The sequence below is a fragment of the Pyrococcus yayanosii CH1 genome (assembly GCF_000215995.1).
Taxonomy (GTDB): Archaea; Methanobacteriota_B; Thermococci; order Thermococcales; family Thermococcaceae; genus Pyrococcus; species Pyrococcus yayanosii.
This window is the reverse complement of the sequence record NC_015680.1, coordinates 1,413,107-1,426,924: the sequence shown is the minus strand read 5'-3', so window position 1 is coordinate 1,426,924 and position 13,818 is coordinate 1,413,107. Positions and strand designations below refer to the sequence as shown.

The 13,818-nt window shown below is 52.3% G+C and carries 15 protein-coding genes and 1 other RNA gene; 10 read left to right on the top strand and 6 right to left on the bottom strand.

Annotation, left to right across the window (positions count from 1 at the left end; all coding sequences use genetic code 11):
• Positions 1-527 precede the first annotated feature (527 nt).
• Complete coding sequence (locus PYCH_RS07910) at positions 528-1,301, bottom strand: S-methyl-5'-thioadenosine phosphorylase (RefSeq protein ID WP_048058278.1); 774 nt, start codon at positions 1,299-1,301, stop codon at positions 528-530.
• A gap of 117 nt (positions 1,302-1,418) precedes the next feature.
• On the opposite strand from PYCH_RS07910, the gene PYCH_RS07905 reads away from it, so the two are divergent.
• Both PYCH_RS07905 and PYCH_RS07900 read left to right on the top strand, forming a co-directional pair.
• Positions 1,419-2,144, top strand: coding sequence for a proteasome assembly chaperone family protein (locus PYCH_RS07905; RefSeq protein WP_013906337.1), 726 nt, complete (start codon positions 1,419-1,421; stop codon positions 2,142-2,144).
• Between the two features lie 9 nt (positions 2,145-2,153).
• Entirely contained in the window at positions 2,154-2,534 is a 381-nt protein-coding gene (locus PYCH_RS07900; protein WP_013906336.1) for a DUF473 domain-containing protein, read from the top strand.
• On the opposite strand, the gene nucS is transcribed toward PYCH_RS07900, so the two are convergent.
• Positions 2,531-3,292 (bottom strand): endonuclease NucS, encoded by a 762-nt coding sequence (nucS, locus tag PYCH_RS07895; RefSeq protein ID WP_013906335.1) that lies wholly within the window; start codon positions 3,290-3,292, stop codon positions 2,531-2,533. The two genes, PYCH_RS07900 and nucS, sit on opposite strands and share 4 nt — an antisense overlap.
• Before the next feature lie 61 nt (positions 3,293-3,353).
• Between nucS and PYCH_RS07890 the strand changes: the two genes are divergently transcribed.
• The 3 genes from PYCH_RS07890 to PYCH_RS07885 all read left to right on the top strand — a co-directional run bounded on the left by PYCH_RS07890 (position 3,354) and on the right by PYCH_RS07885 (position 4,924).
• Positions 3,354-4,151 carry a DUF63 family protein gene (locus PYCH_RS07890; RefSeq protein WP_013906334.1) on the top strand — a complete coding sequence of 266 codons (798 nt, stop codon included), beginning with the start codon at positions 3,354-3,356 and terminating at the stop codon, positions 4,149-4,151.
• Positions 4,144-4,199: C/D box small nucleolar RNA (locus tag PYCH_RS09675), an RNA gene on the top strand. Before PYCH_RS07890 ends, PYCH_RS09675 begins: the two co-directional genes overlap by 8 nt.
• Before the next feature lie 35 nt (positions 4,200-4,234).
• Entirely contained in the window at positions 4,235-4,924 is a 690-nt protein-coding gene (locus tag PYCH_RS07885) for a hypothetical protein (RefSeq protein WP_048058277.1), read from the top strand.
• Here the strand turns inward: PYCH_RS07885 and PYCH_RS07880 are convergent.
• Both PYCH_RS07880 and PYCH_RS07875 read right to left on the bottom strand, forming a co-directional pair.
• Positions 4,872-5,627 carry an energy-coupling factor transporter transmembrane component T family protein gene (locus tag PYCH_RS07880; RefSeq protein WP_048058276.1) on the bottom strand — a complete coding sequence of 252 codons (756 nt, stop codon included), beginning with the start codon at positions 5,625-5,627 and terminating at the stop codon, positions 4,872-4,874. The two genes, PYCH_RS07885 and PYCH_RS07880, sit on opposite strands and share 53 nt — an antisense overlap.
• On the bottom strand, positions 5,624-6,400 hold the full coding sequence (locus tag PYCH_RS07875) for an energy-coupling factor ABC transporter ATP-binding protein (RefSeq protein WP_013906332.1): 777 nt from the start codon (positions 6,398-6,400) through the stop codon (positions 5,624-5,626). Before PYCH_RS07875 ends, PYCH_RS07880 begins: the two co-directional genes overlap by 4 nt.
• Positions 6,401-6,538: 138 nt before the next feature.
• Here PYCH_RS07875 and PYCH_RS07870 point away from each other — a divergent pair, with 138 nt between their 5' ends.
• Both PYCH_RS07870 and arcS read left to right on the top strand, forming a co-directional pair.
• On the top strand, positions 6,539-7,441 hold the full coding sequence (locus PYCH_RS07870; RefSeq protein ID WP_048058275.1) for a coiled-coil protein: 903 nt from the start codon (positions 6,539-6,541) through the stop codon (positions 7,439-7,441).
• 3 nt (positions 7,442-7,444) lie between these two features.
• Positions 7,445-9,151 (top strand): archaeosine synthase subunit alpha, encoded by a 1,707-nt coding sequence (gene arcS / locus PYCH_RS07865; RefSeq protein WP_013906330.1) that lies wholly within the window; start codon positions 7,445-7,447, stop codon positions 9,149-9,151.
• A gap of 52 nt (positions 9,152-9,203) precedes the next feature.
• On the opposite strand, the gene PYCH_RS07860 is transcribed toward arcS, so the two are convergent.
• Positions 9,204-10,346 carry a formate--phosphoribosylaminoimidazolecarboxamide ligase family protein gene (locus tag PYCH_RS07860; RefSeq protein ID WP_013906329.1) on the bottom strand — a complete coding sequence of 381 codons (1,143 nt, stop codon included), beginning with the start codon at positions 10,344-10,346 and terminating at the stop codon, positions 9,204-9,206.
• A 10-nt stretch (positions 10,347-10,356) separates the two neighbouring features.
• The gene (purD, locus tag PYCH_RS07855) at positions 10,357-11,673 is read right to left on the bottom strand and encodes a phosphoribosylamine--glycine ligase (protein ID WP_013906328.1); all 1,317 of its coding nucleotides are present in this window, start codon (positions 11,671-11,673) and stop codon (positions 10,357-10,359) included.
• 163 nt (positions 11,674-11,836) lie between these two features.
• On the opposite strand from purD, the gene PYCH_RS07850 reads away from it, so the two are divergent.
• From PYCH_RS07850 to purE, 3 genes are all read left to right on the top strand, one after another.
• Positions 11,837-12,499 (top strand): hypothetical protein, encoded by a 663-nt coding sequence (locus PYCH_RS07850; protein WP_013906327.1) that lies wholly within the window; start codon positions 11,837-11,839, stop codon positions 12,497-12,499.
• The gene (locus tag PYCH_RS07845; RefSeq protein ID WP_013906326.1) at positions 12,500-13,264 is read left to right on the top strand and encodes a hypothetical protein; all 765 of its coding nucleotides are present in this window, start codon (positions 12,500-12,502) and stop codon (positions 13,262-13,264) included.
• Positions 13,265-13,331: 67 nt separating this feature from the next.
• A complete protein-coding gene (purE, locus tag PYCH_RS07840; RefSeq protein WP_013906325.1) occupies positions 13,332-13,763 on the top strand; it encodes a 5-(carboxyamino)imidazole ribonucleotide mutase in 432 nt (143 codons plus the stop codon).
• Positions 13,764-13,818 lie beyond the last annotated feature (55 nt).

Below are 13,818 nucleotides of genomic sequence, written 5' to 3'. Positions count from 1 at the left end.
AATCCCACAGGTTGATGCACATAGATGAGCATTAAGTGTTTGCATTTAGAAAAGCCGGGAAACCTTTCCAGTGGAAGGAAAATGTGCATAAATGTTCATTTAAAGCTGTTCACCAATGGATGTTTTAGAGCATTTGATTAAACATAACAACTTAATAATTTGGCGGAAGTTAAATGGTTTTGAACCCCCCAGAGTTTCATTTCCACTGGAACCGGCCGCCAAACGCCCAAGAGATCTTTATTTTTTGGTGCAAACGCTCCCGTTTTCTATCTGCGAGGGCATATATAAATGTTTCTATGAACAGATTTAAAAAGAAAACGCAGAGAAATTAGACAAGCGTTCATAACATGTCGATAAAAGCTCCCCTTAACTGAAAAATGTTCACGCAACAAATGTAAAGAAAAACTCATAAAATTTTCTATGTTTGTCAAGACGTATTTCCTAGGGGAACCTCTGTATCCCTGTTCCAGTGGAAATGAAACTCTGGGGGGCTTGTCAAATATTTGTAGAAGCGGTAAGAAGATAATCTAAACGAAAGCTGTCTTGAGGATATCAGCACAACCGCAGGTCCTTTCCTCCGGAATCCTCGGAATGGCCCTCTTGAGGAGCCTCTGAACCTTTTCTTCGTTCTCCTTCATGACACGTATGACTTCTTGGGCGTCGACGGGCTTCTCAGCCCAGACGTCGTAGTCCGTGACCGTTGAAACGTTCACGTAGCACATACCAAGCTCCCTAGCGAGGTTGACCTCGGGGATGAGGGTCATCCCTATTATGTCGGCGAACTGGCGGAACATCCTGCTCTCGGCTCTCGTGGAGAAGCGTGGGCCCTCTATGCAAATATAGGTGCCTTTCTCGTGGAGGGGAAGGCTAAGCTCCTTGGCGGCTTCGATGAATATCCTCCTGAGCTCCGGGCAGAAGGGATCGGCCATGCTGACGTGGGCAACGCGCGGCCCATTGTAGAAGGTGTACTCTCTCTTCTTGGTGAAGTCTATGAACTGGTCGGCAATCACTATGTCACCCGGCTTGTACTCTTCCCTAAGGGAGCCGACGGCTGTTATGCCTATTACTCTCTCCACTCCGAGCTCCTTGAGGGCCCATATGTTTGCCCTATAGGGGACTTCGTGGGGTGGGAACTCATGGTGCTTGCCGTGTCTTGGGATGAATGCAACTTCAACTCCCTCTATCTCCCCTATTTCCACTGGAGCTGAGGGTCTGCCGTAGGGAGTGTGCACCTTCACGGTCTCCTTTGGCTCGAAAACTCCATAGACGCCGGAACCTCCGATTATCCCTATCTTAGGCATGGTAATCACCGTGTTAATACCGAAGGCGGGAAATATAAGGGTTGCCTTTCCAGTGGAAATCAAAATTGGGCGAAACCCCTAATAATCTTGCCCCCCATATAATCTTTCGGTGGTAGTATGGTTGAGAAGCCTGTCCAAATAGTCCTCCCCAAGATAGGGAATCCCATCCTAATAGAGGGCTACCCGGGGATAGGCCTTGTAGGCCACATAGCGGCGAACTTCCTCGCGAAGGAGCTTGGAATGGAGATGATAGGCTACATAGAGAGTCCCTTTATACCCCCGATGAGCCTGATACTGGAGGGGAAGCCTAACCCACCCCTACGCTTTTACGGGAAGGACAACTTGATAGTGGCCGTGGCTGATATCTACCTCCCACCGACCCTCGTGAACGAAATTGCGAAGGAGGTCGTGCGCTACCTGAAGGATAGCGGGGCCCAGCGCGTGATATCCTTGGGCGGTATGGGTGTTGGAATGTTCAAGGAGAGGATGGAAGTATGGGGGGTTGGGGGCGGTGAGGAAGAGACCAAAGAGCTGGAAGGCCTCGGCGTTAAGCTTCTCCAGTATGGCTCTATAACCGGGATGAGCGGGAAGCTTCTATGGGAGGCCAGTAGAGCTGGGCTGAAGGCCTACGTCCTGCTCGGTGAGACCTTTGGGGATAGGCCCGACCCAAGGGCCGCAGCCAACGTCATCGAGGTCCTCAAGAAGATGCTCGGTATAGAGGTCTCGACGGAGCCCCTCATTAAGGAGGCTGAGATGATAGAGGAGCAGTTGCGGAGGATGCACGAGGAGATGGAGGCAGCGAGGAAGAAGATGGAGAGGCAGTACGAGAGCATGTACCTGTGAGGTGGGATTATGGAGCTTCCCATCCTAACGGGCATCTCCCGCCGGACCCTTGATGCCCTAATGAGAAACCCCTACAGGACCCTTGAAATTAGGAGCGCCCGCAACTACATCGTTCTTGAAAGCCTGAGGGAAGGAGACCTAGTCTTCCTGACGTATGAGGCCCTCGAGGATGTAACAAGGGGAACCGAGGGGATGATAGCAAGGGTGCTTAAGATAGAGAAGACGCACCAGCGCGTCCTATGGGAGGAAAGCGACGAGAGGGAGGTGAGCGTCTGCAGGGTTCAACTCCGCCTCGTGGGTCTGGGAAAAGTCGTTGAAGTCGAGGAGTCCTTCTCCGGGCTTAGGGTTCGCGTGAGGGAGATGATGCCTCATGAGATGAGCATGGGCTAGAGGAAGTCCAGCGTTTTCTGTCTGCTCTTTCTCTTCTCCTTCCTCTTTGGAGGCTCCATCCTCCTAAACTCCAGTCCCTCTTTCTCCAAGAGTCTCTGGGCTCCGGCGGTTATCGAGGGAGCCACGAGAATCCCCCTAACTATCTTGCCAGGGTTCTCCTCCCTAAGAGCCTCCACGTACCTTTTCAGCTGGCTGACGGCGTGTAGATCCGCCTTCCTTCTCTTCAGCTCTAGGACAACAAGGTTCCCCTCTTTGTCAACGCCAAGCACGTCCACTATTCCGTGTCTCACGGGCTTCTCCCTGAAGAGTGGCTTGAATCCTGGCTCTATGACATCTGGGTTGGAAAATATAAGGGCCGCCATCTCGGCCTCGCTGCCCGAAAGCTTAAGGGCCTCGTAATCTTCGGCGAAGAATGCGGATACCATGTATGTCTCTAGGAGCTCAACTTCCAGAATCTCTCTGGGCTTCCTCCTCACACTGACGATTGTCGGGACATTCCTGAGCTCAAGCCTCACCTTGCTCCCTGGTGGTTGCCAATTCACAGGCTCTCTCTTCTTTTTCTGGTGAATTAAGAAGCTCCCGTCCGGCTTTATCATGATGATCCTGTCCCCTTCCCCTAGCTCGCTCTTGGCCCTTCCCTCGTAATGAACGCGGCACCTCGCAAAGATGATAAGCATTCCCTCGAGCTTCCTGGCGAGGTCAAAAAGCTCAGCGAGCTCCTTTGGTGTTGGCTCCATCCTCACCTCTGCCTTTCTCATGGACTCAGGAACCACCGATACGTTAAAAAGCGTATCCCCTAAAAGGGAAGGGGGTCGATGAATGTTAGATGTCTTACGGGACTTCCTTTGGGAGTACTTTGTGAGGCCCATGTACACGAGAGAAGGCTACAACCCCGTAAACACCCTTGTCTATGCCCTGATTTTTGGCTTCGCCGTCATATACACGTACAGATACATAATAAGGCCTCTGAGAATTAAGGTGGATGAGAGGCTCTTCCTGGCGGTTACGCCAATGGTGGTCTTTGGAGCCACCGTGAGGGCCCTCGTGGATGGGGGTGTTCTGGAGCCCAACCCTTGGATACTCACCCCTGGAATATTCTTCACGGCCTTCTTTCTCATCCTCCCTGCCCTAATTGCCGATGCCAAGCTGGAAACGTATCCAAGGATTACAATCGGGTGGGGCACTCTCCTGGCTCTCTGGGCGAACTACCTCCTTGTAACGAACGCGAGGTGCTGGGAGCCTTACATCCTAACGCTAATCCACACGGCAATCAGCTGGGCCGCCGTCTTTACCCTCTACAGGTTTAGGCCCTTTGAGAAACTCTACTTATACCCCACTCTTGCCCACTACTTCGACATAGCCTCCACCGTCGTAGCGATAGATATTTACGGGTACAGGGAGGTCCACTGGATTGAGAACCACCTCGTGAGGGCTCTCGGCCCCTATGCCTACTATCCTTGGATAACCCTCATCCTCGTGACCGTTTACTACGGCCTCAAATACTTGGTTCCTGATAAAGAGGAGAGGAATTTCTGGTATCTGGCCATATATATTCTTGGCCTTGGACCGGCCATACGCGACCCCGCTCAAATGGTGTTGCAGATAGTCTGTGGATGATGAAACCGGCACTGGCTGATTGGTGATGAACACTCGGTTGTCTGACGCTAAAGTATAAATAGGGGCTCATCGAAGCATCATCAATGCCGGTCTTTTACACTCCCATTAGGGACGTTAAATCCCTATCCCTCCTTGATGAGGTTTCGAGGGTCGCGGGTGAGCTGGAAGAGGGTAGCATGGCTGGCGTGATAACTGCCGATCCTCTCTCTACGGCCCTCCTGAAGTATTCCTCGATGGCAAAAGCCCAGGCTTCCGGCATCCCCGTTTATTATCTCGACGTTATGAATGGCCTCTCCCCATCCCTTCTCGAGCGCTTCGGCGGGGATCCGTCCTCCGTCCTCATGGCCAGGGTGTACTCCTTCCGAGAGCTCCTTGAGGGTGTAGAAATGGTGTCGGATGGCTCCTTTGTCTTCGTTTCCAGCTTTCCGCTCCTCAAGGGGGCCGACAGTGACGGCATGCTTGAGCTGAGGAGGCTCGTTGATTTAAAAGCCCTCTTTCTGGTTCTACTCACCGAGAACACGACCCTGAATGAGCTAGATCTTATGGGAGAAGTCAGGAAAAGCTTTCTCCTACCTGAGATGTTCGAGCAGCTCCTCGTTCTTAGGACGGGCTCCTACAGGGGCCACTACAGGCTGAGGTTCACGGTTCTCAGGACGTATGCTGAGAGGCTTGAGGGTTTAGGGGAGCATGACGTTCCGATAGATTCCACCGTGGCCCTCCTTATGGGGAGAAGCTCCCAAGACCGAGGGAAAGGTGGAGGTAAAGGTAGATGATTGCAAGGATTGTTACGAGAGATAGTGCTAGGTAGTCATTTCTCTGCATCTTTATGTCTCTCAGGAACGTCCTCTTCTTTGATGCACCGAAGCCCCTGCTTTCCATTGCTATGCTGAGCTCGTGGGCAGTCTTTATGGTCAGGGCTATCAGGGGAATTACGATGGCCGCCATCTTCCTCATTCTCTCAAGGAACTTTCCCTTTTCAAGCTCAAGCCCTCTGCTCTTCTGGGCATCCATGATGTTCTGGGTGAGGGCGTAGAGTGTCGGGATGTAGCGGAGGGCCATCGTGGTGGCGAGCCCGAGCTCATAGGGGAGGCCCAGCTTCACGAGGCCGAGTATTAGATCCTTCTGGGTAGTCGTCATAAGAAGACCTAAGGCAAGGAGGGCCATGGAGGCCAGCCTGAAGGTGTAGCCGATGCCAACGAGGACTCCCCTCTTCCACGGGTCTATTATGAAGGGCCATATGGCAAAGGTTAGGAGAAAAAGGGGAAGAAGGGGCTTGAGAACCCTTAGCTGATAGCCGACCTTTATCCCTCCGAGGATGCGGAGCCCTAGAGCGATTGTAAGGAACATCAAGGGAGAAAATACGGGGTGGGTTGTTAGTATGACTATAATTGTTAGGAGAGCAGTTGAGATAACCTTAACCCTCGGATCGAGAGAGTGGAGAGGGGAGTCCTTCTCAACGTACATCGTGTGCATCATGTTATCAGCCTCGCGACGTCATCAACGGTTCTGACGAAGCCAATGCCTGCTTCTTCGGCTATCTTAAGGAGCTCCGGCTTCTCCAGGCCGAGGCTTTCAAGGTCGAGGGAGAAGAATTCGTCGACAGGCCCGTCGAAGGTTACCCTGCCCTCCCTTAAGAGCATCACCCGGTCGGCGAGCTCCAAAACGAGTTCCATGTCGTGGGTAACGAGTATCACGCCATGTCCCTCTTCCACGAGTCCCTTGATGACTTTCACTAGGCCCCTTACAGCCCTCCCATCGAGTCCGGTGGTGGGCTCGTCAAGTACTAGGTACTTTGGCCTCATGGCGAGGATGCATGCTATAGCCAGCCTCTGCTTTTCCCCACCGCTCAGGGAAAAGGGGCTTCTGTCCTCGTAGCCAGACAACCCCACCATTTCGAGTGCCCATTGAACGTTTCTCTCAACTTCATCATCATCGAGCCCAAGGTTCTTTGGTCCAAAGGCTACCTCTCTGTAAACGCTTTCCTCAAAGAACATCGTCTCCGGGTTCTGAAAGACGTAGCCGACGATCCTGCTAAGCTCGGCGACGGTGTGCTCCCTCGTGTCGAGGCCATCCACGATTACCTTCCCCTTCCTCGGCTTCAGAAGGCCGTTTAGGTGCTTCACGAGTGTTGTCTTCCCGCTTCCATTTGGGCCAACTATCGCCATAACTCCTCCATCAAACTTGAAGCTCACGCCCTTTAGGACATCCCTTCCCTCGTAGCCAAACCAGACGTCTTGGACCTCTATCATCACGGTGATGTCCGCACTGGGATTAAAAAGTTTGAGTAAAGAAGGGAAAAGTTTTTATTTGCATAGCTTTTCCCCACAATAGCGGGGCTGATGGCCCAATGGAGACCCCTGTTCTAAAATTGGGGAAGGGGAAGGGGTATGCAAGTGAAAGTTGACCCAGAGGAGATTAGGAGAATCAAGCAGGAGCTCGAGGCCCTGGAGAAGGAGAAGAGAGAGATTGAGATGAAGCTTGAGGAGCTCCAGAAGGAGCTTAACACTTGGGTTCAGAAGAGGGATGAGAAGAACAACGAAGTGAGGCAGCTGAGAGAGAAGGCCAGGGAATACAGGGCGAAGAGGGATGAGATAAACGAGAAGATAAAGGCTCTCAAGAAAAACAGGGAGGAGATAAACGCGAAGCTTGACCTCCTTTACCAGGAGGCCCTGGAGTACAGGACGAAGAGAGATGAGTACAGGCAGCTTAGGAGGCTGAGAATACCAAAGGAGAAGATAGAGGAGAGAATAGAGAAGCTGGAGTGGGAACTTCAGACGAATCCCAACATAACGCCCGAGAGGGAGAAGCAGATAGTTGATCAGATACAGGTGCTGGCGACTGAGCTAGAAATTCTCCAGCAGATTGAGAGATTCAACAACAAGCTTCAGGAGGTCAGGAAGAAGATAGACCAGCTGAAGAAGGCTAGGAGGGCTATAAACCTTGAGATACAGAAGCTGGCTAATCAGAGCCAGCAGTTCCATGAGCAGATGATTAAGACATACCAGAGGGCTGACGAGGTCAAGAAAGAGGCTGACGAGTACCATCAGAAGGTTGTGGAGCTCAGGGAGAAGATAAGGGAGGTAAGGAGGCAGCTTCGCGAGATAGAGAGGAAGATACTTGAGTATGACCAGAGGCACAAGGAGCTCATAGCCTACAAGCTCGTCGCGAGGATGAGGGCCAGGAGAGATGCGAACTTCGAGAAGGCTGTTCAGGCTCTCGAGAAGTTCAAGCGTGGCGAGAAGCTCACACTTGACGAGATACTGCTACTGCAGAGGTATAATTTGGTGTGAAACATGGAAATCATCAAGCACGACGGTCCCGGCAGGTTAGGAGTTATAAGGTTCGAGAAGCGGGCTGTCCAGACTCCCGCTCTCGCCGGCGTCGACTTCACGCTCTCCCCATTCAACTCCTTTTTCTATCCAAAGAATTACTCGGAGTACGACTTCAACCTCGCCCCTTCCATTCCCCTTAGCTACTACACGCCCCGCGAAATTATAGAAAAGGCCCTTCCCCGTCTCGAGTCCATCAATTATTCCGGCTTCAACGCCTTCTACCTTCCCGCCCTCAAGAGAATTGAATACCTCGATCGCCTCCTATCCATCGTCGAGTCCTACGATTTTGAGGCAATCTACCTCGGCAACTCTAAGGTGCTTGTGAGGGATTACAGAATCTTTGTGGAGACCGTGAGGAGGATTAGGGAGAGGTTTCCCAACCTTGTGATAATAGCCGATTTGGAGCCCTTCTTCTATCCACTGGCCGTTTACCTCGGTGTGGATGCTTTCGACACGAGATCTCTCAAGGTTTACACCTTTGAAGGTAAGGGCTTCACACAGTTCTCACCCCTACTATGGGACGAGCCCCAGGATCCCATCGAGTACGCCAAGAACGTTATCCGGCTCGTTCGTATGGCAATAGATGAGGGGAAGCTGAGGTACCTCGTCGAGAACTTCCTGCCGACGCCCGCGAACGCCGGGATCCTTAGGATCGCGGATAGGGAGCATGCCGACTACCTTGAAAGGTACACGCCCGTTCACCTGAACACCGTCCTATTCGTGAGTGATCACTCCATGACAAGGCCTGAGGTCTTCAGGTGGCACGCCCGGGTCAGGGAGAGGTTTGAGCCGCCTGAGAACGTTGAGCTCGTTTTAATACTACCATGCTCGGCAAAGAAGCCCTACTCTCAATCTCGCTCCCACATCCTCTTTAGGAAGGTCATGAGAGAGGTCCTCGGCGACGGCGTCCACAGGGTCCACGAGCTCATAGTGACATCTCCCTATGGCCTCGTCCCAAGGGAGTGGGAGTGGCTCGCCCGCTACGACATCGTGGTCACGGGGCACTGGAGCGAGGAGGAGGTGAAGTGGGCGGCCGAGCTTATTGCCAAAACGCTCGAAAAATACGGGGACGTTCCAATCGTGGCTCATGTGGAGGGGGGTTACAGGAGGGCCGTCGAGCTGGCGGCCGAGCTGAGCGGCAGGGAGATTATATTCACGGAGATTAGGGGTTCCGCGACATCCTCCCGGTCCCTAGAGAGCTTGAAGGAGACCCTCGAAGAGTTTGGTCCCAAGGAAGGAACGAAGGAGGACAGGCGCTACAGGTTCTACGAGAACGTCAGGAAGGTCTTCGACTTCTACTTTGGCCTCGGAGCCGGAAGGGCAGTTCTCCCTGATGGCGCTCAAATAATAGGCTCCAAGATGCTCCGTCTAATCATTGGGAACAAGCAGACGGGTACCTACAAGGATGGCGTCATAAGTGTGACTCCCTTTGGCATGGCTTGCATCTATGGGGCCCTTAAGGCTTACTGGGTGGAGATAGACTTCCAGCTGAGGGGAGACGTCTTCGCGGTAGGCGTCGAGAGGGCGGACGAGCGTATAAGACCGGGTGACTGGGTGGGCGTGGTTCGGGATGGAGAGGTTGTGGCCGTCGGCCGGGCCGTGTTGAGCGGTCCTGAGATGGTGAAGGCCAAGAGAGGGATAGCCGTAAAGGTGAAAAAGAGGGCCTAAAGGGTCGAAACATGAAAGAGGGATTCAATAACCCTTGTTAAAAACTAGGCAGTTATGTGACGAGCTTCTCAAGCTCATCCAGCTCTATTGCCCTCTTTATTTCGAGGGCAATTCTTCTGCCCGTGCTCATGGGCTTTCTCCAGAGGGAGTTGCCATAGGGGTGCCCCATGGCCATGTGAATGTTCGTTCCGCCGCCCGTTCTCGGTGCGACGTCGTAGATGTAGAAGTTTAGGTCCTTGTCTACAGCGGTTTGCAGAGTGAAGGGGCCTATTATGCCCGGTGGGTAGTACTTCTTCGTGGCCTCGACGTACTTCTCAGCCATGTTGAAGACCTTTTCGAGGAGGGACTCGCGGAGGGTCGAAGCGGCGTGACCGCAGACGGTGTATTCGGGCTCAAACTGATGCTCCGGAAGAGTCAGTTGCTGAGCTGCAGGAAGCCTTACGTGGCCGTCTAAACTCGTCTCGAAGCGCCAGTCGATGCCCAAAAGCTCTATCTCTTCGTCGATAGGCGAGTAGAAGAAGTCGAAGTTGAAAACGGGCCCGATTATGTAGCGTTCTATCCTTGCCTTGGCGAGGTCCTCCTCAGTGATGACGCCGAGCCTCTTGAGCTTCTCGGCCTTCTCGCGGAACTCTTTATATGAAGCCGCCGTGAAAAAGCCCCTCTCGAGCCTCTTCTTTGCGTGGGGGAGCTTGACTATAACGAGGCCTACCTCGTCTATCTCCTCAGGCTCGACGGGTTCGGGATATGGAAGGCCGGCCTTATCTAAGAGCCAGTAGTAGCTCTTCTCCTCGCTGCGCTCCTCACTCCTAAGGAGGTTCCGGCTCCCGAAGAGCGGCACGAGGAAGTCTTTCTCAACCCGGTCTATACCGGTGTAAACGACGAAGGAGCGATTAGGAACGAAGATGACGTTCCTCTTCCTGAGCTCCTCCTGGATATCGATTATCTGGGCGAACTTGTCCAGGACTATGACCTCGTCTATGAAGCCCTTCGTGAGACCGTCTCTCGTCCTCCTGAGCTTGAAGTAGTAGGCATAAGTTCTGTGCCTGCCCCTCTGTGCAACCACGAGCGTTGGAAGGCCTTCTTCCTTCGCACCATCGGCTATGTCCAAGGCTGAGTGGCTCCCTATGACACCTATCGTTATCCTCTTAGCATCGTACTTCTCGAGGACGGCTAAAATCTCCTCGCGGCTTATCATCCAGACCACCTCAGCAGGCGAGAGGTTTGAAATCCTTTCCGAGCTCTATCAGAATCCTGACCCTTTTCTCGACGCTTTCCTTTGTCCCAACGTCCCTACGGTAGAAAATTTTGCCCTTCACGTACCCTATCGCGGCCTGTGCTATCCTCTCGGCCTCCTCGAGCGTGTCCGCAATACCGACGACGGCCAGGGCGCGGGAGCCGAGCAAGATGAGATTCTCGTCAACTGAAGCATAGTAGAGCCTTGCTCCCGTCTCGGCTATTGCCTTTTCGTCGAGCTCAATTCTAACACCTTTGACTGGGCTGGTCGGGTAACCCTTTGGGGCAATGTACTTCACGACCGTTGCCTTCCTCTCGAACTCGGCACCCTTAAGGTTCCCGTCCACTATCCCCTCGGCTATCTCGAGAAGGCTGGTCTTCAGCAGGGGTAGAACGTTCATGGCCTCCGGGTCGCCGAAGCGGGCATTGTATTCGATTATCACCGGCCCGTCCCTGCTCAGCATGAACTGGCCGTAGAGAATGCCCTTGTAGGGGGTTCCCTCCTTACGCATGGCCTCAACAGTGGCCTTGAGAGTTTCAAGGGCCCTCTCGTAGTCCTCTCTCGTAACGAAGGGGAGCAGGTGATTTGCACAAGAATAGGAGCCCATTCCACCCGTTATTGGTCCCTCGTCGCCCTCATAGGCGTGGGGATAATCCTGGGCGAGGGGCATTGGAACAACATGCTTCCCGTCCGTGAAAACCTGGAAAGTAAACTCTACTCCATCGGTTCTCTCCTCGATGAGGACCTTCCCATCCTTCCTGATGAGCTCCTCGGCGTAAGCCTTTGCTTCCTCGTTGTCTTTTAACTGATAGCCCACGACTTTGACACCTTTACCTCCGGTTAGGCCGAGGGGCTTAACTACGACGGGCTTCCCGAACTCGTCTATCCAAGCCCTCATCTCACCTATGTCATCAAAGACGCGGAAGAGCTTCCTTCCCGGAATTTTATGTTTCTCCATGAAGGCCCTTGCAAAGGCCTTGTTAGTTTCCAATCGGGCGGCCTCTTTGGTTGGCCCCACGGTAGGGATGCCCGCTTCCTCGAGGGCGTTCACGATGCCTGCCTCAAGTGGTGCCTCAGGACCTATGAAGGCCAGCTCGACACTCAACCTCTCGGCGTACCCCACGACCTTAGGAACGTCTGTTTCCTTGGCGAGGCTGTAGTCCTTTGCAAGCCTTGCGAGGCCGGGGTTCTTGTGCTTTGAGACAACGTAAAGCTCGGCCCCTGCCCTAGCGAGAGCCTCCCCAATGGCATGCTCCCTTCCGCCCCCTCCAACGAGCAGAACCTTCATGAGTTTCACCATTTTCCAGTCAAAATATGGCAGTATTAATGGTTTTCGTTGACATAAAAATGTTCAAACAGGGATGTTGTGGATAAGTTAAAATTTTAAAATATATCTAACCAAAAGCATTTTATACCTCTTCCCTATGATATTATCAATTGGGGGAAGCTTCATGGTTAAATTCGAACAGCTCATTAGGGAGATACCTCATAATGGTGTTCTCTCGATAATCCAAAGAGATCTGGAATCCAATGGAGATCTATACTCGCTTTCATTTCTCAAACATCTTTTAGAGGCTGGGGAAAAGGTATTTGTGCTTCTCTACGAGCCGTTTCACGTGTTTCTTGGGAATGCCAAGATGATGGGCATAGACGTCGAAGGTCATCTTGGGAAAGAACTTGTCATATTCGACGTTTTTGCCAGTGTAAATCATTTGGAAAGGAACATCCCAGGTGTCTACACTCTCTCGGGGTACTTGGATGATGTTGTCTTCGTGACCAAGCTGAAGGAGTTGGGGAGAGAAGTTCTGGAATCTGAGATGCCAGAATCTTTGTGGATATTCACCTACACTACCTCCGGTATGTGCAAGCTCTTTTCGAATCCCCTGCTGACGTACAAAATGATATGGGCGATGAGGGAAGAGCTTCTTACGGGACTTTTGAGGGTGAACACAATAGTGATGTTCTCGCCGATTGAGTGCCCCGATATCGAAGATATGATATACTTTGTCTCGGATGTAATTATAGAAACAATGATCTTAAAGGGGAGAAGAGTCGGGATAATTACCAAGGGACCCTATGAGGGTGAAATCTTTGAGCTCTTTGGAGGTGAGTAAATGATACCGTGGGAAATAGATGGTCTCGATGAAGTTCTTGGTGGGATAAGGAGGTATTCGCTTGTGCTCCTCCACGAGGTGGATCCGAGGTCTCGGGGGAAGGAGCTGATATACCACATAATCAAGAGGAAGCTTGAAGAGGATAATCTCGTGGGGTACTTTAACATATCCTATCCTCTGAATGTCGTGTTCCGGACCATGAGGCGGGTTGGAATTGATGTAGACGGAGCATTAGCAGAGAGGAGACTCGCCATGGTGGACACTTTTGGTAGCTTCTATGGAATAAAGTACAACGTCGAGAGTGTTTGGTATCTTGAGGGTTCTCTTTCCTCAGAGACTTTGGCGGCCAAGTACGCGAGGGTCATAGAGGCTCACAAGAAGGTGTGGGCGGAGAGGGGGATGTTTGAGGGCAGGGAGCTTTTTGGGTTTGCCGTTGATATGACCACATATATAGATCTTTTCAACAGCGAAGAGGAGACCCTCCGCTATCTGGAGGTGTCCGCTGATATTCGGGCTGTCCATAGTGCCTACAGGAAGTATCCGAGGGGGACGAACTTCTGGGTGTGGAGTGGCATGAAAAGTCCTAAGGTCTTCGCCTCCGTTTACAGAAGGGCGGACTACGTCCTCAGGACCAGGAGCTATCTGGCAGAGGATGGTGTGAAGAGGGAGTTGATAGTCCTGAAGACCCCTGAGATGGGGAGCCGCTTGATAAGGTTCGAGTACACCTTCACGAAGGATGGCGTTGAGGCCTGGCGAGTTGATTGACATTTTCGTGTCAGATAATTACCAAAACTTTTTTAATTTCTACATTCTTGCGTCTATCGGTGGTCCAATGAGGGTGCTCGTGGTCATGGGTAGTAAAAGCGATGCTCATATTGCCGAGAAAGTCACGGCCGTTCTGAATGAGTTCGGTGTTCCATACGATGTGGAGATTGCATCGGCCCACAGAAACCCGAAGAAAGTTGAAGAGCTGGCCAAGAAGAATTATGACGTCTTCATAGCCATAGCTGGTCTGAGCGCCGCCCTGCCTGGTGTCATAGCAGCCCACACCACGAAGCCTGTCATAGGAGTTCCGGTCTCGGCTAAGCTCGGTGGCCTTGATGCCCTGCTGAGCATCGCCCAGATGCCTCCTGGTGTACCCGTGGCGGCCGTCGGCATAGACAACGGGAAGAATGCTGCCCTGCTTGCCATCGAAATACTCGCTCTGAAGGACGAGAACCTGAGGAAAAAGCTCGAAGAGTACAGGGAGAGAATGAGAGGCTGAATAGAGTCTGCAATCATTACATGTTTCTTTTACACGTCCAAAAAATAATTTGGAA

Bases quoted from the DNA above. Each gene is read 5' to 3' on its own strand.
- PYCH_RS07910 (WP_048058278.1), bottom strand. From the start codon at position 1,301: ATGCCTAAGATAGGGATAATCGGAGGTTCCGGCGTCTATGGAGTTTTC.
- PYCH_RS07905 (WP_013906337.1), top strand. From the start codon at position 1,419: ATGGTTGAGAAGCCTGTCCAAATAGTCCTCCCCAAGATAGGGAATCCC.
- PYCH_RS07900 (WP_013906336.1), top strand. From the start codon at position 2,154: ATGGAGCTTCCCATCCTAACGGGCATCTCCCGCCGGACCCTTGATGCC.
- nucS (WP_013906335.1), bottom strand. From the start codon at position 3,292: ATGAGAAAGGCAGAGGTGAGGATGGAGCCAACACCAAAGGAGCTCGCT.
- PYCH_RS07890 (WP_013906334.1), top strand. From the start codon at position 3,354: ATGTTAGATGTCTTACGGGACTTCCTTTGGGAGTACTTTGTGAGGCCC.
- PYCH_RS07885 (WP_048058277.1), top strand. From the start codon at position 4,235: ATGCCGGTCTTTTACACTCCCATTAGGGACGTTAAATCCCTATCCCTC.
- PYCH_RS07880 (WP_048058276.1), bottom strand. From the start codon at position 5,627: ATGATGCACACGATGTACGTTGAGAAGGACTCCCCTCTCCACTCTCTC.
- PYCH_RS07875 (WP_013906332.1), bottom strand. From the start codon at position 6,400: ATGATAGAGGTCCAAGACGTCTGGTTTGGCTACGAGGGAAGGGATGTC.
- PYCH_RS07870 (WP_048058275.1), top strand. From the start codon at position 6,539: ATGCAAGTGAAAGTTGACCCAGAGGAGATTAGGAGAATCAAGCAGGAG.
- arcS (WP_013906330.1), top strand. From the start codon at position 7,445: ATGGAAATCATCAAGCACGACGGTCCCGGCAGGTTAGGAGTTATAAGG.
- PYCH_RS07860 (WP_013906329.1), bottom strand. From the start codon at position 10,346: ATGATAAGCCGCGAGGAGATTTTAGCCGTCCTCGAGAAGTACGATGCT.
- purD (WP_013906328.1), bottom strand. From the start codon at position 11,673: ATGAAGGTTCTGCTCGTTGGAGGGGGCGGAAGGGAGCATGCCATTGGG.
- PYCH_RS07850 (WP_013906327.1), top strand. From the start codon at position 11,837: ATGGTTAAATTCGAACAGCTCATTAGGGAGATACCTCATAATGGTGTT.
- PYCH_RS07845 (WP_013906326.1), top strand. From the start codon at position 12,500: ATGATACCGTGGGAAATAGATGGTCTCGATGAAGTTCTTGGTGGGATA.
- purE (WP_013906325.1), top strand. From the start codon at position 13,332: ATGAGGGTGCTCGTGGTCATGGGTAGTAAAAGCGATGCTCATATTGCC.